At 73.1% G+C, this 23,419-nt stretch carries 19 protein-coding genes and 1 pseudogene; 13 read left to right on the top strand and 7 right to left on the bottom strand.

The features are described from left to right. Positions 1 to 7 precede the first annotated feature (7 nt). The 4 genes from AC4IJH_RS26515 to AC4IJH_RS26500 all read left to right on the top strand — a co-directional run bounded on the left by AC4IJH_RS26515 (position 8) and on the right by AC4IJH_RS26500 (position 3,689). On the top strand, positions 8 to 1,543 hold the full coding sequence (locus tag AC4IJH_RS26515; protein ID WP_490854374.1) for a flavin-containing monooxygenase: 1,536 nt from the start codon (positions 8 to 10) through the stop codon (positions 1,541 to 1,543). After that, positions 1,540 to 2,481 (top strand): alpha/beta fold hydrolase, encoded by a 942-nt coding sequence (locus AC4IJH_RS26510; protein ID WP_490854373.1) that lies wholly within the window; start codon positions 1,540 to 1,542, stop codon positions 2,479 to 2,481. Before AC4IJH_RS26515 ends, AC4IJH_RS26510 begins: the two co-directional genes overlap by 4 nt. Further along, positions 2,478 to 3,371, top strand: a complete 894-nt coding sequence (locus tag AC4IJH_RS26505; RefSeq protein WP_490854372.1) for an SDR family oxidoreductase — start codon at positions 2,478 to 2,480, stop codon at positions 3,369 to 3,371. The genes AC4IJH_RS26510 and AC4IJH_RS26505 overlap by 4 nt, the downstream gene beginning before the upstream one ends. A gap of 81 nt (positions 3,372 to 3,452) precedes the next feature. Then, positions 3,453 to 3,689, top strand: a complete 237-nt coding sequence (locus AC4IJH_RS26500; RefSeq protein WP_490854371.1) for a hypothetical protein — start codon at positions 3,453 to 3,455, stop codon at positions 3,687 to 3,689. A 91-nt stretch (positions 3,690 to 3,780) separates the two neighbouring features. Here the strand turns inward: AC4IJH_RS26500 and AC4IJH_RS26495 are convergent, their stop codons facing one another. From AC4IJH_RS26495 to AC4IJH_RS26485, 3 genes are all read right to left on the bottom strand, one after another. Next, positions 3,781 to 4,392 carry a hypothetical protein gene (locus AC4IJH_RS26495; RefSeq protein ID WP_490854370.1) on the bottom strand — a complete coding sequence of 204 codons (612 nt, stop codon included), beginning with the start codon at positions 4,390 to 4,392 and terminating at the stop codon, positions 3,781 to 3,783. 179 nt (positions 4,393 to 4,571) lie between these two features. Next, positions 4,572 to 7,847 (bottom strand): S41 family peptidase, encoded by a 3,276-nt coding sequence (locus AC4IJH_RS26490; RefSeq protein ID WP_490854369.1) that lies wholly within the window; start codon positions 7,845 to 7,847, stop codon positions 4,572 to 4,574. Positions 7,848 to 7,962: 115 nt separating this feature from the next. Beyond that, positions 7,963 to 9,990: an MDR family MFS transporter gene (locus AC4IJH_RS26485; RefSeq protein ID WP_490854368.1), complete on the bottom strand. Its 2,028-nt coding sequence runs from the start codon at positions 9,988 to 9,990 to the stop codon at positions 7,963 to 7,965. A 245-nt stretch (positions 9,991 to 10,235) separates the two neighbouring features. Between AC4IJH_RS26485 and AC4IJH_RS26480 the strand changes: the two genes are divergently transcribed. From AC4IJH_RS26480 to AC4IJH_RS26460, 5 genes are all read left to right on the top strand, one after another. Then, on the top strand, positions 10,236 to 11,354 hold the full coding sequence (locus tag AC4IJH_RS26480; protein WP_490854367.1) for an energy-coupling factor ABC transporter permease: 1,119 nt from the start codon (positions 10,236 to 10,238) through the stop codon (positions 11,352 to 11,354). A 1-nt stretch (position 11,355) separates the two neighbouring features. Continuing rightward, entirely contained in the window at positions 11,356 to 12,117 is a 762-nt protein-coding gene (gene cbiQ / locus AC4IJH_RS26475; RefSeq protein ID WP_490854366.1) for a cobalt ECF transporter T component CbiQ, read from the top strand. After that, a complete protein-coding gene (locus tag AC4IJH_RS26470) occupies positions 12,114 to 12,911 on the top strand; it encodes an energy-coupling factor ABC transporter ATP-binding protein (RefSeq protein WP_490854405.1) in 798 nt (265 codons plus the stop codon). The genes cbiQ and AC4IJH_RS26470 overlap by 4 nt, the downstream gene beginning before the upstream one ends. Positions 12,912 to 13,107: 196 nt before the next feature. After that, a complete protein-coding gene (locus tag AC4IJH_RS26465) occupies positions 13,108 to 14,316 on the top strand; it encodes a serine hydrolase domain-containing protein (protein ID WP_490854365.1) in 1,209 nt (402 codons plus the stop codon). Between the two features lie 110 nt (positions 14,317 to 14,426). Continuing rightward, a complete protein-coding gene (locus tag AC4IJH_RS26460; protein WP_490854364.1) occupies positions 14,427 to 15,209 on the top strand; it encodes an SDR family NAD(P)-dependent oxidoreductase in 783 nt (260 codons plus the stop codon). A gap of 103 nt (positions 15,210 to 15,312) precedes the next feature. On the opposite strand, the gene AC4IJH_RS26455 is transcribed toward AC4IJH_RS26460, so the two are convergent. The 4 genes from AC4IJH_RS26455 to AC4IJH_RS26440 all read right to left on the bottom strand — a co-directional run bounded on the left by AC4IJH_RS26455 (position 15,313) and on the right by AC4IJH_RS26440 (position 20,344). Then, the gene (locus AC4IJH_RS26455; RefSeq protein ID WP_490854363.1) at positions 15,313 to 16,164 is read right to left on the bottom strand and encodes an EamA family transporter; all 852 of its coding nucleotides are present in this window, start codon (positions 16,162 to 16,164) and stop codon (positions 15,313 to 15,315) included. After that, positions 16,161 to 16,661 carry a YbaK/EbsC family protein gene (locus AC4IJH_RS26450; protein ID WP_490854362.1) on the bottom strand — a complete coding sequence of 167 codons (501 nt, stop codon included), beginning with the start codon at positions 16,659 to 16,661 and terminating at the stop codon, positions 16,161 to 16,163. Before AC4IJH_RS26450 ends, AC4IJH_RS26455 begins: the two co-directional genes overlap by 4 nt. Positions 16,662 to 16,830: 169 nt before the next feature. Then, the gene (locus AC4IJH_RS26445; protein ID WP_490854361.1) at positions 16,831 to 18,492 is read right to left on the bottom strand and encodes a penicillin-binding transpeptidase domain-containing protein; all 1,662 of its coding nucleotides are present in this window, start codon (positions 18,490 to 18,492) and stop codon (positions 16,831 to 16,833) included. Between the two features lie 130 nt (positions 18,493 to 18,622). Beyond that, a complete protein-coding gene (locus tag AC4IJH_RS26440; protein ID WP_490854360.1) occupies positions 18,623 to 20,344 on the bottom strand; it encodes a dolichyl-phosphate-mannose--protein mannosyltransferase in 1,722 nt (573 codons plus the stop codon). Between the two features lie 87 nt (positions 20,345 to 20,431). Between AC4IJH_RS26440 and rsmI the strand changes: the two genes are divergently transcribed. The 4 genes and pseudogenes from rsmI to AC4IJH_RS26420 all read left to right on the top strand — a co-directional run. Next, a complete protein-coding gene (gene rsmI / locus AC4IJH_RS26435; RefSeq protein WP_490854359.1) occupies positions 20,432 to 21,301 on the top strand; it encodes a 16S rRNA (cytidine(1402)-2'-O)-methyltransferase in 870 nt (289 codons plus the stop codon). 170 nt (positions 21,302 to 21,471) lie between these two features. After that, positions 21,472 to 21,960, top strand: a complete 489-nt coding sequence (locus AC4IJH_RS26430) for a hypothetical protein (RefSeq protein WP_490854358.1) — start codon at positions 21,472 to 21,474, stop codon at positions 21,958 to 21,960. A gap of 51 nt (positions 21,961 to 22,011) precedes the next feature. Continuing rightward, positions 22,012 to 22,881: a TatD family hydrolase gene (locus AC4IJH_RS26425; RefSeq protein WP_490854357.1), complete on the top strand. Its 870-nt coding sequence runs from the start codon at positions 22,012 to 22,014 to the stop codon at positions 22,879 to 22,881. A 148-nt stretch (positions 22,882 to 23,029) separates the two neighbouring features. Next, positions 23,030 to 23,419 (top strand): annotated as a pseudogene (locus AC4IJH_RS26420) (hypothetical protein); the annotation flags it as partial.

Here is a 23,419-nt window from a genome sequence, read left to right as displayed (position 1 = left end):
CGGCGGCATGGCCGGGCGTGAACGCGAGCATGTGCGGGTGGCGGTGATCGGATCGGGGTTCGGTGGTCTGGGGGCGGCCGTACGACTGCGCCGCCAGGGGATCACCGACTTCGTGGTGCTGGAGCGGGCCGGTTCGGTGGGCGGCACCTGGCGGGACAACAGCTATCCGGGCTGCGCGTGCGATGTGCCCTCGCACCTGTACTCCTTCTCCTTCGCGCCCAACCCCGAGTGGCCGCGCAACTTTTCGGGACAGCCGCACATCCGCGCGTACCTGGAGCGGGTCGCCGACACCTTCGGGCTGCGGCCGCACATCCGCTTCAACTCCGAGGTGCGCAGCCTGAGGTGGCACACCGAGGAGCTGTACTGGGAGGTGGAGACGGCGAGCGGGACGCTGCTGGCCGATGTGGTGGTCTCCGCGGCCGGACCGCTGTCCGACCCCAAGGTCCCCGACATCACGGGCCTGGACACCTTCCCCGGCAAGGTCTTCCACTCCGCGCGCTGGGACCACGACTACGACCTGCGCGGCAAGCGCGTGGCGATGATCGGCACGGGCGCCTCGGCGATCCAGATCGTGCCCTCCATCCAGCCCACCGTGGACCGCCTGACCCTCTTCCAGCGCACCCCGGCCTGGGTGCTGCCGCGCGCCGACCGGAAGATCACCGCGGCGGAGCGCTGGCTGCACACCAAGGTCCCCGCGACCCGCGCGCTGCGCCGCGGACTGCTGTGGGGCATAAGGGAGTTGCAGGTCAGCGCCTTCACCAAGCGGCCCAACGAGCTGGGGCTGATCGAGAGCCTGGCCAGGAACCACATGAAGAAGGCCGTCAAGGACCCGGCGCTGCGCGCCAAGCTCACCCCCGACTACCGCATCGGCTGCAAGCGCATCCTGCTGTCCAACGACTACTACCCGGCGCTGGCCCGGCCCAATGTGGACCTGGTCGCGGCGGGCCTGAAGGAGGTACGGGGCAGCACCCTGATCGCCTCGGACGGCAGCGAGAGCCAGGCCGACGCGATCGTCTTCGGCACCGGCTTCCGCATCACCGACATGCCCATCGCCCAGCGCGTGACCGGCGCCAACGGCACGACGCTGGCCGAGGAGTGGAAGGACGGCATGGAGGCGCTGCGCGGCTCCAGCATGTCCGGCTTCCCCAACTTCCTGTTCATCATCGGCCCCAACACCGGCCTCGGGAACAGCTCGATGATCCTGGTGATCGAGTCCCAGCTGAACTACCTGGCCGACTTCATGCAGCAGCTGGACACCCTCGGCGGCCGGGTCGCGCTCAACCCCCGCCCCTCCGCCGTACACGCCTGGACCCGCAAGATCCAGCGGCGGATGGAGCGCACGGTGTGGAACACCGGCGGCTGCGACAGCTGGTACCTGGATTCCGAGGGCCGCAACACCACCGCCTGGCCCGGCACCACCGCCGAGTTCAAGCGGGTGACCCGCCAGGTGGACCTGGCCGAGTACGAGCTGCTGCGCCACCGGCCGCCCCAAGGGCCCGCTGACCGCGCGCGGACCGGTGCGGCGGCGGGAGCGGCGGCATGAGCCGGGCCGCAGCGGCGAGGTACGCGCCGCCTGCCCCGCGCCGCGAGCTGACCCTCGCCTCCGCCGACGGCGCCCGCCTGCACGTCCAGATCCACGGGCCCCAGGGCGCGCCCGCCGTCGTCCTGGCGCACGGCTGGACCTGCTCGACCGCCTTCTGGGCCCCGGTGGTCCGCGACCTGGCCGCCGACCACAAGGTGGTGGTCTACGACCAGAGAGGCCACGGCCGCAGCCCGGCGGCGGGCCCCGCGGGACACACCACCCGCGCGCTCGCCGACGACCTGGCCGCCGTCCTGGACGGCGCGCTGGAGGAGGGCGAACGCGCCGTACTGGCCGGGCACTCCATGGGCGGCATGACCGCGATGGCCGCCGCGTGCCGCGGCCGGCTGGCCGAGCGCGCCGCCGCCGTCCTGCTGTGCAACACCGGCAGCTCCCAACTCGCCGCCGAGGCCCGGGTCTTCCCGCTGCGCTCGCGGACCCTGCGCCGCCGCGCCCACACCCTGCTGCTGACCTCGCGCGCCCCGCTCGGCCCCGTCACACCGCTGAGCAGGCGGCTGCTGAAGTACGCCACGATGGGGCCCGGCGCCACACCCGAGCAGACCGAGGCCTGTGCGCGCATCGTGCAGGCCTGCCCGGTGGGCGTGCGCGCCCGCTGGGGAAGAGTGCTGGCGGACCTCGAACTCACCGGCGCCGCCGCCCGGTTGGAGGTACCCACGGCTATCCTCGCGGGCACCCACGACCGCCTCACCCCGCCCGTACAGGCCCGCCGGCTGGCCACCGTCCTCCCGCAGTTCCTGGGCCTGACCGAGCTGGCCGGGCGCGGGCACATGATCCCCCTGGAGGACCCGGGGGCGGTCGGCGGCCTGCTGCGCGAGCTGGTCCGCGACCACCTGGGCCCACGGACCACCGGCGGCAGCGACTACGAGGAGGAGGCGGCGTGAGTGCACGCGTGAACCTTCAGGGGCAGGTCGCCGTGGTCACCGGCGCGGCCCGCGGGGTCGGCGAACTGCTGGCCCGCAAGCTGTCCGCGCGCGGCGCGACCCTGGCGCTGGTCGGCCTGGAGCCCGAGGAGCTGGCGCGGGTCGCCGCCTCCCTGCACGGCGAGGCGCACCACTGGCACGCCGATGTCACCGACCACGAGGCGATGGCCCAGGTGGCGCGCGAGGTCAAGGCCCGCTTCGGCAAGGTGGACATCGTCGTCGCCAACGCCGGGGTGGCCAGCGGCGGCCCGTTCCTGGACTCCGACCCCCTCGCCTGGCGCCGCGTGATCGAGGTCAACCTCATCGGCGGCGCGGTCACCGGGCGCGCCTTCCTGCCCGTACTGATGGAGTCCCGCGGCTACTTCCTGCAGATCGCCTCGCTCGCCGCCATCACCCCCGCGCCGATGATGACCGCGTACTGCGCCTCCAAATCGGGCGTGGAGGCCTTCGCGCACAGCCTGCGCGCCGAGGTCGCCTACAAGGGCGTACGGGTCGGGGTGGGGTATCTGAGCTGGACCGACACCGACATGGTGCGCGGCGCCGACCAGGACGACATCATGCGCGAGCTGCGGGCGCGGCTGCCCTGGCCGTCCAACAAGACCTATCCGCTGGGTCCGGCCGTGGACCGCATCGTGGCCGGGGTCGAGCGCCGCTCCTCGCATGTGTACGCGCAGTGGTGGCTGCGCGGCATGCAGTCGGTGCGCGGATATCTGCCCGCGCTCATCGGAACGGTGGGCCAGCGCGAGATGCGGCGCTTCGGGGACCGGCTGGAGGGCATGCGGATCGGGCTGGTCGGCGCGGGCGGCGAGGCCGACGAGAAGGCGCGCACGGAGCGTCAGCGCTCACGCTGAGTGAGAGAAAATGCGCGGAATGTCCGGTCGTGTAAGGCTGGTCGCAGCCCAATCCCCCCACCCTTCTTAGGAGTGAACAGCATGGGCATCAAGGACCAGTTCCAGGACAAGGCCGAGCAGCTCAAGGAGCAGGCGCAGAAGGCACGCGAGGGCGTTCAGGAAGAGGTGTCCGAGCGCCGCCAGCAGGCCCAGGAGAGGGCCCAGCAGCGTGGCCAGCAGGGCCAGGAGCGCGGCCAGCAGGCCCAGGAGCGCGGCCAGCAGGGCCAGGAGCAGGCGCAGGACGCCGCCCAGGACGCCCGGGACCGCTTCGAGAACTGACGCGCACCGCACACTGCGCACACGAGGGGTGCGTCCGGACCGCTCCGGGCGCACCCCTCGCCCCATGGCCTCAACGGCCGCCAATCACCGCCTACTTGACCACCTTGAGCCGCTCGGGCCAGCCGTAGCGCTGCGCCTTGGCGAACAGATCCCTGATGTCGGCGGGCGTCACCTTGACGCAGCCCAGCGAGAAGTAGTCGTTGTCCCCGTCCCAGCGGTACGGGTTGTCCTCTCCCGGGATCCTGCGCCCCTGGGTGCCGTCGGGGTTCATCTCGCTGTGCACGAACAGCGCGTCGCGCTGGGTCCTGCCGTTCTTGCACACCTTGTCCTGGACGCGGATCGCGAATCCGTTGATCCCCTTGGGCCCGCCCTCCTTGTGCCGGGTGTGCTCCAGCACCTTGTACGTGCCGTCCGGCAGCCAGCCCGCGTTCTTGGCGCACTCGTCGGTGCCCCGGCTGCCTCCGTTGCCCGAACCGGCCCGGTATGTGGCGAGCACCGTGTCCTCGGCGCCCGGCGCGCTCTTCATCAGATGCAGCCGGGAGTCGCCCGGGCTGCTCCAGTTCTTGTCGAAGTACAGGTAGGTGGCGCCGGCCGCCGCGGCGGTGGTGCGGGTGGCCTGCGTGGGTGCCACCGCGGCGGCGGTGAGCCCGCCGACGAGCGCCAGTGCGGCGGCCGGCGCCAGGATGCGGGTACGCGTCTGCATCGAAAGTCCCCCATGTGGTCGAGAACGCGGGGCAGTTGGCGCCCCGCGCCGCTTGCGGACACCACCAGACACTGGCGTCCCGGCCGCCGTCCGGCAAGCGGACCGGGCCGAACCGGACACCCGGACGGCGTCCGGGCGGGCCGCACAGGTGCCCCGGGCGCGCCGGGGGAGAAGTCGCGCTAGCGCGGCGGGAGTTGGGGGCGGCGCCGGTCCGGCACCCCGGACAGGTCGGGCGGTGTGGCGGCCGGGTGGCGCTCCAGCAGTTCCAGTGCCGTACGGACCGCCACGCCCAGCTGCGGATGGCGGCCCTCGGCCCAGTGCAGCGGCGAGCGCAGCGCCTCGATGTCCACCTCCACGCCGTGGTTCTCCACGCCCCAGCCGTACGCGTCGAACCACGCGGCGTTCATCGGCACCGTGATCGAGGTGCCGTCGCCCAGCCGGTGCCGCCCGGTCATGCCGACCACCCCGCCCCAGGTGCGCGCGCCCACCACGGGCCCGATGCCCATCAGCTTGAACGCCGCGGTGATCATGTCGCCGTCGGAGGAGGTCATCTCGTCGGCCACCGCGACCACCGGGCCGCGCGGCGCGTTGCTGGCGTAGGACACCGGCTGGGCATCGCGCGTCAGGTCCCAGCCCACGATGGTGCGGGTCAGCTTCTCCACCACCAGCTCGGAGATGTTGCCGCCCGCGTTGCCCCGTACGTCCACGATCAGCGCCGGGCGGGAGACCTCCATGCGCAGATCGCGGTTGAACTGCGCCCAGCCGGAGCCGCCCATGTCGGGGATGTGCAGATAGCCGCACCTGCCGCCGCTCAACTCCCGTACGACCTCCCGGCGTTTGGCCACCCAGTCCTGGTAGCGCAGCGGCCGCTCGTCGACCAGCGGCACCACCGCGACCCGGCGCGCGGGCCCCTCGCCCTCGCCCGGGTCGAAGGCCAGCTCCACCGTCGTACCGCCGGCCGCGGCCAGCAGCGGGAAGGGCCCGGCCACCGGGTCCACCGGGCGGCCGTCCACATGGGTGAGCGCCTGGCCCTCGCGGATGCCCGTACCGGCCAGCGGGGAGCGGGCCTTGGAGTCCGAGGAGTCGCCCGGCAGGATGCGCTGGACCACCCAGCGCTCCCCGCGGCGTACGAAATTGGCGCCCAGCAGGCCCATCGCGCGCTGGTAGTGCGGCGGGCCCTCGTTGCGGCGGGCGCCGGTGACGTACGCGTGCGAGGTGCCCAGCTCGCCTAGCACCTCGCGCAGCAGATCGGCGAACTCGTCGGGGGAGGCGACCCGTTCGACCAGCGGGCGGTACTGGTCCAGTACGGCGTCCCAGTCGATGCCGCACATCCGCGGCTCCCAGAAGTAGGCGCGGATGATCCGCCCGGCCTCGTCGTAGGCCTGGCGCCACTCCGCCTCCGGGTCCACGTCGTGCAGGATGCGCCTGAGGTCCAGATAGACCGTCGAGTCCGCGTCGCCGCTCTCCGTGGCGGGCACCGCGCGCAGCTCGCCCTCGTCGTTGACGACCAGGCGCGAGCCGTCGCCGCTGAGCGCGAACCAGTCCAGGGCGCTGGTCAGTTCGGTCCGCTTGGCCTTGGTCAGGTCGAAGTGCTCCAGGGTGGGCTGGCCCGAGGTGTTGTCCGGGTTGGCGAACGTCTCGCCCAGCGCGCCGGAGATCGGCCAGCGCAGCCACACCAGGCCGCCGCCGCTGACCGGGTAGAGCGCGGAGTACTTCGAGGCGGCCACCGGAAAGGGCGTCACCCGGCTCTCCAGCCCCTCCACCTCCACCAGCACCGGGCCCTCGCTGTCACCGCCGCTCTGGTCCGGGTCCAGACCACCCGCGGCGGGCCGCCCGTCGGGGGAGAGCGCGAAGGGGGAGGGGGTCGCGGAGGACAGCGGTACGAGGTAGGGGCGGCAGCCCAGCGGGAAGGACAGATCGCCGGTGTGCACGTCGTAGACCGGGTCGAAGCCGCGCCAGGACAGAAAGGCCAGATAGCGGCCGTCGCGGGTGAAGACCGGCTGCTCGTCCTCGAAGCGGCCGTTGGTCACATCCACGATGGTGCGGTCGCTCAGCCGCGCCATCTTGATCTGCCGCAGCGACCGCCCGATGCCCGGGTGCGACCAGGTCAGCCACTGCGAATCGGGCGAGAACGCCAGGTCGCGGACGGGGCCGTTGGTGGACCGGATCAGCTCGCCGACGTCCTCGGCGGTGCCGGTGCCGTTGTCGTCGTCGGGCACGGTCACCAGCAGCAGCCGGCCGTCGTTCGAGGCGACGGCCAGGCGCTGTCCGTCCGGGGAGGAGAGGAGCTCGTGTACGCGGCCCAGCCTGCCGGAGGCCAGGCGCCGGGGCGCGCCCGTGCCGCTGGCCTTGGGCAGGTCCGCGATCTCGATGGTGTCCTCGCCCAGCGCGTCGGTGATGTAGGCGATGCGCCCGGTGGAGCCCAGCATCTCGGGCAGCCGGACCCGTACCCCCGGGGTGTCGTGGATCGTACGGGCCGGGCCGTCGCGGTGGGTGAGCCAGTACAGGCTGCCGCGTACGCCCACCGCGCTCGCCCGGCCGGTGGCGTCCACGGCCAGGGAGGTGACGTGCGAGGCGGCCGGGACCTGGTACGGGCGCCGGCCCGCGCGCGGCCCGCCGAGACGGACCTCCAGACGGCGCGGCGCCGCCCCCGCCGCCAGGTCCTCCACCAGCCACAGCTCGCCCGCGCACTGGTAGACGATCCGGGAGCCGTCGGTGGCCGCGTGCCGGGCGTAGAAGGCGTCATGGTCGGTGTGCCGGCGCAGGTCCGTGCCGTCGGGCAGGCAGGAGTAGACGTTGCCGACGCCCTCGTGGTCGGACAGGAACGCGATCCTTTCGGCCACGAACATCACCGAGTCCAGATGCCCGCACAGATCCGGCAGCAGCCGCGTGCCGTGCAGCCACATCCGGCCCGTCGCGCCGCCCCGGTAGCGCTTCCAGGCGGCCGGCTCGTGCGGCGGCTTGCCCGTCAGCAGCAGCGTCTGGCGCTGGCCGTCGACGTCGGCGACGGCGATGTCGGAGACCGGGCCCCAGGGGAGCTTGCCGCCGGGGCTGCCGTCGGTGGGCAGGCGGTAGGCCCAGGAGTAGTACGAGAAGGGCTGGCCGTGCGAGGAGACCGCGAGGATGTCGCTGCGGCCCTGGGCGTCCGGCGGCATCCAGCCGCAGACCCGGGCGTCGGTGGAGCCCCAGTAGGTCAGGCGGCGGGCCGGGCCGCCCTCCACCCGCGCCAGATGGACCTCCGGGTCCAGGCTGCGCCAGGTGGTGTAGGCGATCTCGGTGCCATCTGGGGAGAAGCGCGGATGGCTGACCCGGGTGCGGTCCACGGTGAGGCGCCAGGCCCGGCCCGCCCCCTCGCCCTCGGCGGGCAGCGGCGCCACCCAGAGGTCGTCCTCGGCGGCGAAACAGAGCAGGTCGTCGGTCAGGTGCGGGAACCGGAGGTAGGCGGCGTCGCTCACCCGTCCATCGTTTCGGCCCGACCACGCGGTGGCAACTTGGCATCGCTTATCGCCCGCCAAGCTGTGGGCCGGTGGGGGCCGGTCGCGCAGTTCCCCGCGCCCCTGAGGGGCGGGCCTACACCGCCGTGCGCTCCCGTTGGGCCGACTCCTCCTCCAGCAGCTGGGCCGCGATGCTGTCCAGCGCCCGATCCAGCTTCGCCCGGTCCTGGGGATCCTCCGCCGTCCACCCCTCCAACTTGCCGTCCAGCCAGTGCCGCCACGCCCCGATCAGCCGGTCGATCTCCGCCTGCCCGGCCGCGGTGACGGTCAGCCGGCTCTCCTCCTGCGCCGCGTACCCCGCGCCCGTGACATCGGTGAAGGCGGGCCGCAGCACCTCCTCCGGCATCCGGTGCGCCTTGGCGATCGCGGCCAGGGACGTCTCGCCCTGGATACGGGTGCGCCAGTGGACCTGGCCCAGCGCCCACGCCTGCCCGGGCGTCAGCGGGCTGCCCGAGGACGCCAGGATCTCCTGGCTCACCGGGTCCTCGGCCTTGCGCATCACCCGGGCCAGCGCCCGCTCCAACTGCCGGTCGGCGTCCGCCGAATCGGGCGCCGCGAAGCCCTCGCCCATGTCGCCCGCCGCCGCCCGCGCACTGTCGCGCAGCGGCACCTCCTTGAGGAACCAGGCGACCAGGAACCCGGCCAGCGCGACCGGGACGACCCACTGGAAGACGTAGTTGACGGTGTCGGCGTAGGCGTCGATGACCGGCTTGGCCTGGGCGGCGGGCAGCCTGTGCAGACCCTGCGGGCTGGCCACGGCCTCCGGCGCCACCCCGGGCAGCTGCGCCATCGCCTGCTTCAGGTTGGGTTCGAGCTGGTTGCTGTAGAGGGTGCCGAAGATGGCCGTGCCGAAGGAGGAGCCGAGGGTACGGAAGAAGGTGACGCCGGAGGTCGCGGTGCCCAACTCGTGGTAGGCGACGGTGTTCTGGACCGCGATGGTCAGCACCTGCATGGCCAGCCCGATGCCCAGGCCCAGCACGAACATGTACAGCGACTCCAGCCACACGCCGGTGCCCGCGCCCATCGTCGACATCAGATACAGGCCCAGCGCCATCACGGCGGTGCCCACGATGGGGAAGATCCGGTACTTGCCGGTGCGGCTGACGACGATGCCGGAGAGCATGGAGGTGCCCAGCAGACCGACGACCATCGGCAGCGTCCGCACGCCCGACATCGTCGCCGAGACCCCGTCCACGTACTGCAGATACGTGGGCAGGTACGTCATCGCGCCGAGCATCGCGAAGCCGACGATGAAGCTGAGCACCGAGCAGATGGTGAAGACCGGGTTGCGGAACAGGTGCATGGGGAGCATCGGCTCCTTGGCGCGCAGTTCCACGAAGACGAACGCGGTCAGCAGCAGCACGGAGCCGGCGAACAGGCCGATGACGACCGGCGATCCCCAGGCGTACTCGTTGCCGCCCCACTCCAGGCCCAGCACCAGCCCGGAGGCGCCCAGCGCCACCAGCACGATGCCCATGTAGTCGATGAGCGGGCGCACCGCGGAGCGGACGACGGGGATGGTGCGGGCCGCCATCACCACCATCACCACCGCGATGGGGATGTTGACGTAGAAGCACCAGCGCCAGGAGGCGTGGTCGGTGAACAGGCCGCCCAGGGTGGGCCCGACCACCGTCGTCACACCGAACACCGCGCCCAGCGCGCCCTGGTACTTGCCCCGCTCGCGCAGCGGGATCACATCCGCGATCAGCGCCATCGCGGTCACCATCAGGCCACCGCCGCCGATGCCCTGCACCGCGCGGGCCGCCACCAGCACGAGCATGCTGTTCGCCGCGCCCGCCAGGATCGATCCGGCGACGAAGACGACGGCGCTGAGCTGGAAGACCACCTTGCGCCCGAAGAGGTCGCCGAACTTGCCGACCAGGACCGTGGAGACCGTCTCGGCCAGCAGGTACGCGGTCACCACCCACGCCATGTGCCCGCCGCCGCCCAGGTCGGCGACGATCGTCGGCAGCGCCGTGGAGACGATCGTCTGGTCCAGGGCCGCCAGCAGCATGCCGAGCACGATCGTGACGAACACCAGGTTGGTACGGCGGCGGCCGAGCGCGGGCGGCGAGGCGGGGGTGGCGACGGTGGCCGTGGTCATGACCCCAGACTTCGGGCAGTCGCCCGCTCCCGCCACCTTTTGGTGGTGCCGGGGTGAGTGGGCCCGGTGGTGCGCGGGAGTGCGGGCGCCTCCCTTTCGCGCCCCAGGCGCTCTTGCAAGGCGTTCGCAGTGGCCACCACCATGGGGACGTCGCGTGGCTCGAATGATGCGTCGCCTGGCTCGAAGGTGCCCGCAGCGCGGGTGGCCGGCCGAAGGTGTCCCGCTCCGATCGGAGAGGCCCGCTCATGCACGTACCCGACGGATTCATCAACGCCCCCGTCTCCCTCGCCGCCGGGGGCCTGGCCGCCGCCGCGGTCGCCCTCAGCCTGCGCGGCGCCCGCCGCGAGCTCGCCGACGGCCCCGGCGCGGACCGTACGGCGCCGCTGGCGGGCCTGGTCGCCGCCTTCGTCTTCGCCGTCCAGATGCTCAACTTCCCCGTCGCCGCCGGGACCAGCGGGCATCTGCTGGGCGGTGCGCTGGCGGCCATCCTGGTCGGCCCGTACACCGGAGTGCTGTGCATCTTCGTGGTGCTGCTGATGCAGGGGGTGCTCTTCGCCGACGGCGGGCTGACCGCGCTCGGCGTCAACGTCACGGACATGGCGGTGGTGGCCGTCCCGGTCGCCTACGGCCTCTTCCGCGGCCTGGCCAAGGTGCTGCCGCGCACCCGCCGCTCGGTCACCGTCGCCGCGTTCGCCGCCGCCCTGGTCTCCGTCCCGGCCGCCGCGGTCGCCTTCACGGGCCTGTACGCGCTCGGCGGCACCACCGAGGTCGCCCTCGGCAAGGTCTTCGCCGCCATGGTCGGCGTACACGTCCTGATCGGCATCGGCGAGGCCGCCATCACGGCCCTCACCGTCGCCGCCGTCCTGGCCGTCCGCCCCGACCTCGTATACGCCGCCCGAGGCCTGGCCAAACCCCTGGAAATCCGCACGGCATCCGCACCCCACCCAGCTGTGGGCGGTCTGCCGCCGGGGCGGCAGGGCGGGCACAGCGGCACCCCCACCGGCGGGCAGCCGCCCACCCGCCTCCGCACCCGCCACCTCTGGCTGACCGGCCTGGCCACCGCCCTGCTCTGCGCCGGCGGCATCAGCTACTACGCCTCCACCAGCCCCGACGGCCTGGAACGGGTCGCCACCGACCACGGCATCGACAAAAAGGCCGCGGACACCAAGGGCGCCGTCACCAAGAACTCCCCCCTCGCCGACTACGGCGTCGAGAACGTCGACACCCCCTGGCTCTCCGGCGGCCTCGCCGGCGTCATCGGCGTCGGCGCGACCCTCGCCGCGGGCACCGGCGTCTTCGTGCTCGTCCGCCACCGCCGCCGCACCACCGCCCAGGCGCCCGCCCCACAGAACGAGCCCGCCTGACATGGGCACCGGCCACCTCCACAAGCTCCACCGAGCCGGCGACAGCCCGGTCCACCGCCTGCCCCCGCACTGCAAGATCACCGCAGCCTTCTGCTTCGTCCTCGTCGTGGTCTCCACTCCCCGCACCGCGATGTGGGCCTACGCCCTGTACGCCCTCCTGCTCGCCGCCGTGACGGCCACAGCCCGCATCCCCGCCCGCTTCGTGCTCAAGCGGCTGCTCATCGAGGTCCCGTTCGTGGCCTTCGCCGTCCTGATGCCCTTCGTCGCCGAGGGGCCGCGTGTCCACATCCTGGGGACGGCGCTGAGCGAGCCCGGCCTGTGGGGCGCCTGGAACATCCTCGCCAAGGGCACCCTCGGCGTCGCCGCCTCCGTCCTGCTGGCCGCCACCACCGAGCTGCGCGCGCTGCTGCTGGGCCTGGAGCGGCTGCGGATGCCGCCGCTGCTCGTACAGATCGCCGCCTTCATGATCCGGTACGGGGACGTGGTCGGCGACGAGCTGCGGCGGATGCGGATCGCCCGGCTCTCCCGCGGCTTCACGGCCCGCGGCCCGCGCCACTGGGGCGTGCTGGCCAAGTCCGCCGGAGCCCTGTTCATCCGCGCCTACGAACGCGGCGAACGCGTCCACCTCGCCATGCTCAGCCGCGGCTACACCGGCACCTGGCCGGCCGCGGACCGGCCAGCGGCCACCGGCGCCCAGTGGACCCGCGCCGCCGCGCTGCCCCTGACCGCCCTCGCCGTCTGCCTCGTGGGATGGACCCTATGACCGCCGTGGACCCGATGACCGCCGCCTCCGGCCCCCGCGACGCGGCCCCGCCCGCCCTGGAGGTACGCGGCCTGGCGTACGCCTACCCCGACGGCCACCAGGCCCTCTTCGGCGTCGACCTCACCGTGCGGCGCGGCGAGCGGGTCGCGCTGCTGGGCCCCAACGGCGCCGGGAAGACCACCCTGGTCCTGCACCTCAACGGCATCCTGGACGCGGGCGCCGGTACGGTCACCGTCGCCGGGCTGCCCGTCGCCAAGCGCCATCTCCCCGAGATCCGCCGCCGCGTCGGCATCGTCTTCCAGGACCCCGACGACCAGCTCTTCTCGCCCACCGTCCGCGAGGACGTCGCCTTCGGCCCCGCCACGGCCGGGCTGCGCGGCGCCGAACTGGCCGCGCGGGTGACCCGGGCGCTGGAACAGGTCGGCATGGCCGCCTTCGCCGACCGGCCCCCGCACCACCTCTCCTTCGGGCAGCGCCGCCGGGTCGCGGTGGCCACCGTCCTGTCCATGCGCCCGGACATCCTCGTACTGGACGAGCCCTCCTCCAACCTCGACCCCGCCTCGCGCCGCGAACTGGCCGACATCCTGCGGTCGTTGGACATCACCGTGCTCATGGTCACGCACGACCTGCCGTACGCCCTTCAGCTGTGCCCGCGCTCGGTGGTGCTCTCCGGCGGCGTCACCGCGGCCGACGGCCCCACCCAGGACCTGCTGTGCGACAGGGAACTGATGCGCACCCACCGCCTGGAGCTGCCCTTCGGCTTCGACCCGCGCTCGGTGACCGTGCCGCGGTGAGCGCCGGCGCTGCCTCGCTCCAGTCGTCGGCCCTCTCTCCTGCCGTAGGGCCCGCGCGGCCGTGGCACGCCTTACGCGCCGCACCGTAGGGCGCCGTGGGTGACAAACCCGCTGTGACGATCCCCACGGCCCCCGTGGTCCGGGTCACGAGCACTGATCCACGCGTTGCACCATTGATAGGTCACAAACGCGACGGATGAGTGGGAAGCGGGAATCAGTGGTGGACGTCCAGGGCACGGTCGCGGACGGCTTCGAGCCGGTCCGTGACGCCTTCGCGGCGAACTTCGCGCAGCGCGGCGAGCGCGGCGCGGCCGTTGCCGTCTACCGGCACGGCCGCAAGGTCGCCGACCTGTGGGCGGGCACCAAGCACGCCGACGACGCCTCCCCGCTCGCCGCCCCCTGGGAGCGCGACACCGCCCAGGTCATCCGCTCCGCCACCAAGGGCATCGCGGCGATCGTCCCGCTGCTGCTGCACCAGCGCGGACTGCTGGACCTGGACGCCCCCGTGGGCACGTACTGGCCCGAGTTCAAGGCCGCGGGCAAGGAGCGGGTGCTGGTGCGCCACCTCCTGTCACACCGCGCCGGACTGCCCGTACTGGACACCCCGCTCACCCCCGACCAGGCCCTGGACGGCGTCAGCGGCCCGGCCGCGCTCGCCGCCCAGGCCCCGGCCTGGACCCCCGGCGCAGACCACGGCTACCACGCCCAGACCTACAGCTGGCTGCTGGCCGAACTCGTCCACCGCGTCACCGGGCGCACCATCGGCACCTGGATCGCCGAGGAGATATCCGGGCCGCTCGGCCTGGACCTGTGGGTCGGTCTGCCCGGCTCCCGCCAGAGCCGGGCCGGGCGGATGGCCGAGATCGAGGCCCCCGCCGCGCCCGCCTCTGCGGGTCTTCGGGTACGCCCCAAGGCGAACGTCTCCGCCGCCTACGCCGACCCCGCCTCCCTGACCCGGCGCGCCTTCGCCGCCATCGCCCCCCTCCCCGACGAGAACGCCCCCGCCTACCGCGCCGCCGAACTCCCCGCCTCCAACGGCGTCGCCACCGCCCGCGCGCTGGCCCGCTGCTACGCCGCCCTGATCGGCCCGGTCGAGGACCACCCCCGCCTCTTCGCCCCGGCGACGCTGACGCTGGCCCGTACCGAGGAGTCGGCCGGCCCCGACCGCACCCTGGTCGTCAACACCCGCTTCGGCCTGGGCTTCATGCTGCACGGCCCGGCCTCCCCCCTCCTGGCCCCCGGCTCCTTCGGCCACCCCGGCCGCGGCGGCTGCCTCGCCTTCGCCGACCCCGAGTCCGGCATCTCCTTCGGCTACGTCACCAACGGCATGCACAAGAACGTCACCGCCGACCCCCGCGCCCAGTCCCTGGTCCGCGCCCTGCGCACGAGCGTGACGGCGGCCTGAGCGCTCCGCTGGAAGCGCGGATGTGAAGCTGCGGGCGTGGGGCCTACCCCCGCCCGATCCCGTCCCCTACGCTGCGCCCGGCAGACGGCCCCGGTGAAGGGTGTGAGCGCGTGCGGCGGTTCGAGGGGTACGGCGTGCTGGTCACCGGCGCGGGCCGGGGGATCGGTGCGGCGACGGCGGGGCGGCTGGCCGCCGAAGGGGCGGGCGTGCTGGTCACCGACCAAGACGGCGAGCGGGCGCGGCGGGCCGCCGCCGCTATCGGGGAAAGCGGCGGCCGGGCCGAGGCGCTGGCCTGCGACGTGAGCGACCGCGCCGCCGTCGAGGCCGCCGTGGCGCACGCCGCAGAACGCTTCGGCGGCCTGCACGTCCTGGTCAACAACGCCTTTCACTGCACCCCCGACCGCCCGCTGTTCGAGGACGAACCCGACGACGAGTGGCAGCGGGACCTCGACATCACCCTCACCGGCGCCTTCCGCTGCGCCCGCGCCGCGCTCCCGTACCTCGCCGCCGCCCCCGGCAGGAGCGCGATCGTGAGCATCGGCTCGGTCAACGGCATCCACGCCTTCGGCAACCACGCCTACAGCGCGGCCAAAGCGGGCCTGGAGAGCCTGACCCGTACCCTGGCCGCGCACGCCGCGCCGCGCGGCGTGCGCGTCAACCTCGTCGCGCCGGGCACCGTCGACACCCCCAACTGGGCGGACAGCCGGGCCGCGTTGGAGCGCGCGGCAGGCGTTTATCCGCTGGGCCGGGTCGGCCGCCCCGAGGACATCGCGGCCGCCGTTGCCTTCCTCGCCTCCACCGATGCCTCCTGGATCACCGGCGTCACCCTCCCCGTCGACGGCGGCATCCTCACCGCCCACACCGACCTGTCCCGGGCCCTGCGCGGCGACTGAGACACCGCGCAGGCCGCAGGGCCTGCCGTCACAGTCCCGTCCGGCCTGCGGGCGGACGACGGGACTTCGGCGACAGGCCCCTGCCGCAGCGCAGCGGAGCTGCTCAACTGGTGTGCAGCATCAGCCCGATGCCCACCACCATCAGCCCCGCCGCCGCGATCCGCGGTGCGCCGAAGCGCTCCTTGAAGAACACCGCGCCGATCGCCGCGCCCACGATGATCGAGGACTCCCGCAGCGCGGCGATGGGTGCCAGCGGGGCGCGCGTCTGCGCCCACAGCACCAGCCCGTAGGCGGCCATCGACAGCGCCCCGCCGACCAGCCCGCGCACCGCCACCGGCCGCAGCTGGGCGCCCAGTTGACGCCGCCGGGTGGCCAGCGCGTACGCCGGGATGGCGAGGCCCTCCAGGATCATCAGCCAGGCGATGTACCCCAGTGAGCTGCCGGAGGCGCGTACGCCCACGCCGTCCACCGTCGTGTACGAGGCGATGGACAGACCCGTGGCGAGCGCTGCGGCGATCGCGGGCCAGTGCGGCCGGGCACCGGAGCCGCGGATGCCCCACAGGGCGACGCCGACCAGACCCGCCGAGGCCAGCGCCACCCCGGCCAGCGCCCAGCCGTCGGGCACCTCGTGGACGAAGACGGCGGCCAGCACCGTGACGACCAGCGGCGCGGTGCCGCGCGCGATCGGGTACATCTGCCCGAAGTCACCGAGCCGGAAGGACTGCATCAGCAGCACCTGGTAGACCACGTGCAGCACGGCCGAGCCGATCAGGTACGGCCAGGCGGCCCCGGCCGGCACCGGCGTGAAACACGCCAGCACCGCCCCGCACACCGCCCCGCCGCCGCCGACCAGCGTGAAGGCGAGCAGCTGGTCCTTGATGCCGTGCGCGATGGCGTTCCAACTCGCGTGCGTCACCGCGGCGATCAGCACCGCCGCCACCACCAGCGGGGTCATGCCCCGCGCTCGCGCACATCCACCACCCGCGCCCCCGCGTGCTCGACCAGTGCCTTGGGGTCGAGCGGGAAGACGGTGTGCGGGGTGCCCGCCGCGGCCCAGACCGTGCCGTGCGCGAGCAGCCCCCGGTCGGCGAGCACGGTGGTGCGGGTGCGGTGCCCGAAGGGCGGCACGCCGCCGATGGCATAGCCGGTGGTCTCCCGTACGAGACCGGCGTCGGCCCGTGCGACCTCGGCGGCCCCCAACTCGGCCCGTACCAGCTCGACATCCACCCGCGAGGCGCCGTCCATCAGCACCAGTACGGGCCGGCCGTCGGCGGCGAAGACCAGCGACTTGACGATCTGGCCGAGCCCGCAGCCGATGGCCTCGGCGGCCTGCGCGGCGGTACGGGTCGCCTCGGGGAAGCGGCGCACCTCGACCTGGAGCCCCAGCTCGCGCAGGGCCTCGGCGAATCGGGGGTGGGCGAGGGTGTCAGAACTGTCCGGAGAATGACTCATGGCCCGCACGCTAACCAACGGCGTGCGGGCCATGCGACCGGAAATAGTCGGCCGGGGTGCCATCTCAGCAGGTGGTACGGGTGGGGCGGGAGCCCATCTCGCGCTGGTGGTACGGGAGTTCGTCCCGCACCGCACCGCGCGCTTCACCCCGCGCTGCGGAGGGCGCGTCCTACCCCGCGCTGAGGATGGTGCGTACCACCGGCCCGGCGTTGGAGCCGCCGTGCCCGCTGGCCGGGACCACGGCCGCCGCCGCCATGTCCCCGCGGAAGGCGGTGAACCACGCGTTGGGCTTCTTCTGCCCGTCGACCTCGGCCGAGCCGGTCTTGGCGCCGATGTCGCCGCCGATCCCGTTCATCGCCTCGGCCGCCGTACCGGAGGTCGCGGTCAGCTTCATCAGCGACTTCAGGCCGGAGGCGGTGCCCGGCTTCATGGCGGCGGGCGCCTTGGCCAGCGAGCGGCCGTCCAGGGCGGGGGAGACGATGTAGGGCTGGTGGAAGCTGCCGGTCTGCGCGGTCGCGGCGAGCGTCGCCACGTTCAGCGGGTTCATCCGGACCCCGCCCTGGCCGATCAGCGAGGCGGCCATCTGCGCGTCGCTCTGCACCGGCACCCGCCCGTCGAAGGTGGGAATGCCCGCCTGCCAGTTCAGGCCGATCCCGAAGACGTCGCGCGCGTACTTCGTCAGGTCGTCGTCGCTGAGCTTCTCGGCCTGGGAGATGAAGGCGTTGTTGCAGGAGGAGGCGAAGCTCTGCGCGAAGGTGCCGTTCTTGATCTCGGTCTTGTTCAGGTTCTGGAACTTCCAGCCGCCCACCGTCACGAACTTCTCGCACGGGTGCGCCTTGCCCGGCGCGGTCAGCCCCTTGTCCATCAGCATCGCCGCGGTCACGATCTTCATCGTGGAGCCGGGCGCCAGGGACCCCTGGGTGGCCACGTTGAAGCCCTGCGCGGGGGAGTTGGCGATGGCCAGGATCTCGCCGGTGCTGGGCTTGAGGGCGACGGCCGAGGCCCGGCCCTTGCCCTGGACGGCCTTCTCGGCGGCGGCCTGCACCTTGGCGTCCAGTGTGGTCTTGAGCGTGCCCGGCGTCCCCTTGGAGAGCACCTTCAGCGTCTCGTTGGGCTGCTGTGCGCTCTTGGTGCTCTTGGCCCGCTGGATGAAGAACTCCACGCCCGGCTTGCCGTCGGTCTTGTTGCCGTACTTGTCCCGCAGGCTGTCCAGCACCCCGGCCAGCGCCGGGTGCGCCTCCTTGGTCAGCTCCACACCGTTGCGGTCGACGGCCTTGATGGGCGGCGCGGCGGACTCACCGGTGCGCAGGACGTCGCCCTTGCCGAGCTTGGGGTGGACGACGGCGGGCTGCCAGGCGACAACCGGCTTTCCGGTCCCGGCGTCCCGCTTCACGCTCAGCGAAGAGGCGTAGGAGTAGGGGGTCTTGGCGCCCTTGTAGTCGATCTCGGCCGCGACCGAGTACGGCACCTTCCCGCCGCCCGGCTTGCCCGGCGTCAGCGTCACCTTGGAGAAGTGCGCCTGCCCGGCGAAGGACTTGAGCGCGGCGCCCGCGGCCTGGGCGTCGTCCGTCAGCTCCGCGGCCTTGGCGGTGTCGCCCGACTGCCAGGCGGCCAGGAACTCCTCGGCGGTGGTGCGGACTTCGTCCTGCGTCAGCGGACCGGTCTGCGCCTTGGGGTCGTTGCCGCCGGGCTTGCCGTCGTCGGCCGCGGCCCGTACCTGCTGCGGCTTGCCCTCGGCGTCGGAGCCGCCGAACATCGAGCAGCCGCTCACCCCGCCCACAACCAGGGCGACCGCCCCGCCGATCAGCCCGTACCTCACCTCACGGCGCATGACACCGATCCCCTCCTGGAGCCTCGTCCTTGACCACGACACAAGAACGTGCTGTGCACTCTATGGGACACGGGGTAATTGAGTGAGCCTCGTTACGGGGACCGGCAGGTGAGCGCCCTCACCGCCGGTCTCAGACCCAGGTGTCGAACCACATCCGGTGGTGCCAGGCCGACTTGGGAATGGGGTAGCCGGTGTAGATGGGCCAGAAGTAGATGAAGTTCCAGATGATGAGCAGGACGAGGACGCCCGCACCGATGGCGCCGACGGTCCGGCGCCGCTCGTCCGAGCCGGGCGGGCCCAGGATCGCGCCGATCATCATGGCCAGCGCCAGGCACAGGAACGGGACGAACACCACGGCGTAGAAGAGGAAGATGGTGCGCTCCTGGTACAGGAACCAGGGCAGATAGCCGGCCGCGACACCGCAGGCGATCGCGCCCGCGCGCCAGTCGCGCCGGAACAGCCAGCGGTAGAGCACGTACAGCAGCGCGAAGCAGCCCGCCCACCACAGCAGGGGCGTGCCCAGCGCCAGGACCTCGCGGGCGCAGCCCTCCGCCGCCGTGCAGCCGTCGACGCCGGCCTTGGGGTCCTCGTAGAAGTAGGAGACCGGGCGCCCCAGCACCAGCCAGCTCCAGGGGTTGGACTGGTAGGTGTGCGGCGTGGTCAGGCCGGTGTGGAAGGTGTAGACCTCCTGCTGGTAGTGCCACAGGCTGTTCAGCCAGTCCGGCAGGAGGGGCAAGGAGTTCGCCCGTCCGTCGGGGGTCAGCGCCCAGTCGCGGTAGTAGCCGCGGTCGGTGGCCAGCCAGCCCGACCAGGAGGCGAGGTAGGTGGCCAGCGCCAGGACGACGGTGGAGCCGAACGCGGGCAGCACATCGCGCCTGAGGACGGCGCGGCGCGGGCGGGTGGCGCCCGCGGTGCGGCGCGCGGCCACGTCCCACAGGATCATCAGCACGCCGAAGGCGGCGAGGAAGTACAGGCCGTTCCACTTGGTGGCGGCCGACAGGCCCAGACAGACGCCCGCCGCGATCCGCCAAGGGCGCCACCCCAGGCGCAGGTTGTCGCCCACCTGCGCGTCGGGCCGTACGAGGCCGTCCTCCCCCACGGGAAGCGCCGCCGCCAGCCGGGCTCTGGTGCGGTCGCGGTCCAGCAGCAGAGCGCCGAAGGCCGCCACCACCCAGAACATCACGATCAGGTCCAGCAGCGCGGTGCGGCTCATCACGAAGTGCAGCCCGTCCACGGCCAGCAGACCGCCCGCCAGACAGCCCAGCGCCGTGGACCGGAACAGCCGGCGGCCGATGCGGCAGATCATCAGCACCGAGAGCGTGCCGAGCAGGGCGACCATGAACCGCCAGCCGAAGGGGTTCATGCCGAACGCCCACTCGCCCAGCGCGATGACCCATTTCCCTATGGGCGGATGCACGACATAGGAAGGGTCGGGCGTCAGCTCGATCTTGGGCGGATGGGCGATCAGCGCGTCATTGGCGTTCTTGGCCCAGGTGCCCTCGTAGCCGTACTGGAGCAGCGACCAGGCGTCCTTGGGGTAGTACGTCTCGTCGAATATCACCTTGCCGGGGCTGCCCAGCTTCCAAAAGCGCAGCAGCCCCGCGAACAGCGCGACGAGCAGCGGGCCGCCCCAGCCGGAGAAGCGCGCCAGCCGCCCCGCCGCCTTCGGGCCCAGGCCCAGCACCGCCCACAGCCGCGTGGACGGCTCGGGGAAGGCCGGCACCAGCCGCTCGCGGACACCGGCCTGCGGGCGGGCCGCGTAGCCGAAGCGGCGCAGCCGCCGCTGCCACTGGTGGGGCGGCTCGGCGAGCCCCTTGGCACGCGGGTCGTCTGTCGCGGTCTCACTCGTCACCGGGCCATCGTAGGGAAGGGCCCTGTGGTGTACCGATGCACGCCGCCGGGTGCGGCGGCGCGTGGTGCGCCCTGGGAGGATGGGGGCGTGACTGGAACGCTCGTACTCGCAGGGACCCCCATCGGCGACACCGCGGACGCCCCGCCCCGGCTCGCCGCCGAGCTGACGGCGGCCGACATCATCGCCGCCGAGGACACCCGGCGGCTGCGCCGCCTGACACAGGCGCTGGACGTGCACACCACCGCGCGGATCGTGTCCTACTTCGAGGGCAACGAGTCCGCCCGCACCCCCGAGCTGGCCGAGGCGCTGGCGGGCGGCGCGCGGGTGCTGCTGGTCACGGACGCCGGTATGCCCTCGGTCTCCGACCCCGGCTACCGGCTGGTCGCCGCCGCCGTCGAGCGGGACATCAAGGTCACCGCGGTCCCCGGCCCGTCCGCCGTGCTGACCGCGCTCGCCCTGTCCGGGCTGCCCGTGGACCGCTTCTGCTTCGAGGGCTTCCTGCCGCGCAAGGCGGGGGAGCGCCTGGGCCGCCTGAAGGAGTCCGCCGACGAGCGCCGCACCCTGGTCTACTTCGAGGCGCCGCACCGCCTGGACGACACCCTGGCCGCCATGGCCGAGGCCTTCGGCGCCGACCGGCGGGCGGCCGTGTGCCGCGAGCTGACCAAGACGTACGAGGAGGTCAAGCGCGGCCCGCTGGGCGAGCTGGCGGCGTGGGCGGCCGAGGGCGTACGCGGCGAGATCACCGTCGTCGTCGAGGGGGCGGGCGAGCCGGGGCCGCAGGACCTGGGCCCCGAGGAGCTGGTGCGCAGGGTGCAGGTGCGCGAGGAGGCGGGGGAGCGCCGCAAGGAGGCCATTGCGGCGGTCGCCGCCGAGGTGGGCGTACCCAAGCGGGACGTCTTCGACGCCGTCGTCGCGGCAAAGAATGCGGCTCGAACGGGACGCGGCGAAAGTAAATGACTAGCCTGGAAGGTAAAGCCAGGCCCGCGCAAGAGGCCGGTATCCCTAGGTCCTGCCAAATCTGCGCCAACTAGGCACAAGATCTGCTGCGCGGCGGCCGGGAAAGGCGTCCACTGGGAGGTGGGACGTTCGTCCCCGGAGACCTTGTCCACAGGACAAGAGGAGCGGCCATGAGCGAAATAGCGGGAACCCAGGGAGAGACGCGTACGGCGCGTACGACGCGGACCACCGGCGAAGCACACCCCACACCCAGCACCGAGCCCCCGGCCCACGAGGCGTACGCCTTCGCGTGCATGCGCTGCGGCCACGGCTGGGAGCAGTCCTACGAGATAGAGCACCACGTGGACGCCGAGGGCCGGACGCACGCCGTCTATCTCGCCGACGGCGAGCGCGTCCCCTCGCCGCTGACCCGCCCCACCTGCCTGAACTGCGGCGGACACGTCGTGCGCATCATGCGGGCGGGCCAGGTCTCCCTGGTCTCCGACGCCCTGGCGAGCCTGCACCAGCGGCATCCCGCCGCGCGCACCGGCTCCGTACAGGAAGCGCCGGCCGGACCCGAAGGCGCGGAGCCGGGCGGGGAGGACCCGGCACGGGCGGGCGAGCACCACTGGCACCTGTCCGACCTGCTGCACCCCTTCCAGCACCACCACCGCAAGTGACGCGGTGATCTCCTGGGCGCGGTCCTGCGAGGCTTTCGTAGGATCGCGCCCATGAGCAACAAGGCCGAAGCCCCGCCGCTGCCCGAGCCCCTGACCGTCCAGGTCGCCGACTCGCACACCCACCTGGACATGCAGGAGGGCACGGTCGAGGACGCCCTGGCCAAAGCGGCCTCGGTCGGGGTGACCACCGTCGTCCAGGTCGGCTGCGACCTGGCGGGATCGCGCTGGGCCGCCGAGACGGCCGCGGCCCACGAGAGCGTGCACGCCACCGTCGCCCTGCACCCCAACGAAGCCCCGCGCATCGTGCTCGGTGACCCCGACGGCTGGTCCCGGCAGGGCGCCCGGGTGCCGGGCGGCGAGGCGGCGCTGGACGCGGCGCTCGCCGAGATCGACGCGCTGGCCGCCCGCCCCGAGGTGCGCGGCGTCGGCGAGACGGGCCTGGACTACTTCCGTACGGGCCCCGAGGGCATGGCGGCGCAGGAACGCTCCTTCCGCGCACACATCGAGATCGCCAAGCGGCACGGCAAGGCCCTGGTCATCCACGACCGTGAGGCGCACCAGGACGTGCTAAGGGTGCTGCGTGAGGAAGGCGCACCGGACACCGTCGTCTTCCACTGCTACTCCGGCGACGCCGATATGGCCAAGGAGTGCGCCGAAGCGGGGTATTTCATGTCCTTCGCCGGAAACGTGACGTTCAAGAACGCTCAGCCGCTGCGGGACGCCCTGGCCGTCGCGCCCGCCGAACTCGTCCTGGTGGAGACCGACGCGCCCTTCCTGACCCCGGCCCCGTACCGCGGACGGCCTAACGCGCCGTATCTCATTCCGGTCACATTGCGGGCCATGGCGGCGGTCAAGGGCCTGTCCGAGGAAGCGCTGGCCACGGCCGTGGCCGCCAATACAGCCCGCGCCTTCGGTTACTGACCGGCCACGGAGCGGCCACAGCACGGTCGCGGCAGTGTGGCGCGGCAGGATAGCGCCGCAACGCTCCGTAGTGGGCATGCTTTGGAGAGTTACTTCCGCTCCGCTACATTCCGGGCCGTCAACCGGACCCCGTGCCATGTGGAGCGTCGTGAGTCATTCGCAGGGCAGCCACCGTGCCGCGCGCGGCAGCCGCGGCCTGCACGCCGAGCCGTCGTACGAGGCCTACCCGGCGCACGATTTCGCGCCGGACGGAGCAGGCGCGGCGCACGCGGCGTACGCGGCGCACGAGACGATCGGCGCCGGGTTCGACCCGTACGGCCCCTACGGGCAGCCGTACCCGCCCGCCGCCGAGCCGCCCGCCCCCTACGAGCCGTACGCGGGCGCCGACCCGGAGCCCGCCGCCCCCGACGACGCGCCCTACGAACCGCACGTCAGCGCGCGCGGCCGGGTGCCCCGCCAGACCGCGGCTCCCGACGGGGCGGCACCGGCCGCCGAGGCCGACCCCGGCGGCCGGGCCGCCGCCCGGCGCCAGTCTCTT

The organism is Streptomyces sp. UF-297 (genome assembly GCF_058245575.1).
This window is presented reverse-complemented; position numbering and strand designations above follow the sequence as displayed.

Bases quoted from the DNA above. Each gene is read 5' to 3' on its own strand.
- AC4IJH_RS26425 (WP_490854357.1), top strand. From the start codon at position 22,012: ATGAGCAACAAGGCCGAAGCCCCGCCGCTGCCCGAGCCCCTGACCGTC.
- AC4IJH_RS26465 (WP_490854365.1), top strand. From the start codon at position 13,108: ATGAGTGGGAAGCGGGAATCAGTGGTGGACGTCCAGGGCACGGTCGCG.
- AC4IJH_RS26510 (WP_490854373.1), top strand. From the start codon at position 1,540: ATGAGCCGGGCCGCAGCGGCGAGGTACGCGCCGCCTGCCCCGCGCCGC.
- AC4IJH_RS26450 (WP_490854362.1), bottom strand. From the start codon at position 16,661: ATGAGTCATTCTCCGGACAGTTCTGACACCCTCGCCCACCCCCGATTC.
- AC4IJH_RS26515 (WP_490854374.1), top strand. From the start codon at position 8: ATGGCCGGGCGTGAACGCGAGCATGTGCGGGTGGCGGTGATCGGATCG.
- cbiQ (WP_490854366.1), top strand. From the start codon at position 11,356: ATGGGCACCGGCCACCTCCACAAGCTCCACCGAGCCGGCGACAGCCCG.
- AC4IJH_RS26470 (WP_490854405.1), top strand. From the start codon at position 12,114: ATGACCGCCGTGGACCCGATGACCGCCGCCTCCGGCCCCCGCGACGCG.
- AC4IJH_RS26480 (WP_490854367.1), top strand. From the start codon at position 10,236: ATGCACGTACCCGACGGATTCATCAACGCCCCCGTCTCCCTCGCCGCC.
- AC4IJH_RS26495 (WP_490854370.1), bottom strand. From the start codon at position 4,392: ATGCAGACGCGTACCCGCATCCTGGCGCCGGCCGCCGCACTGGCGCTC.
- AC4IJH_RS26430 (WP_490854358.1), top strand. From the start codon at position 21,472: ATGAGCGAAATAGCGGGAACCCAGGGAGAGACGCGTACGGCGCGTACG.
- AC4IJH_RS26445 (WP_490854361.1), bottom strand. From the start codon at position 18,492: ATGCGCCGTGAGGTGAGGTACGGGCTGATCGGCGGGGCGGTCGCCCTG.
- AC4IJH_RS26485 (WP_490854368.1), bottom strand. From the start codon at position 9,990: ATGACCACGGCCACCGTCGCCACCCCCGCCTCGCCGCCCGCGCTCGGC.
- AC4IJH_RS26500 (WP_490854371.1), top strand. From the start codon at position 3,453: ATGGGCATCAAGGACCAGTTCCAGGACAAGGCCGAGCAGCTCAAGGAG.
- AC4IJH_RS26455 (WP_490854363.1), bottom strand. From the start codon at position 16,164: ATGACCCCGCTGGTGGTGGCGGCGGTGCTGATCGCCGCGGTGACGCAC.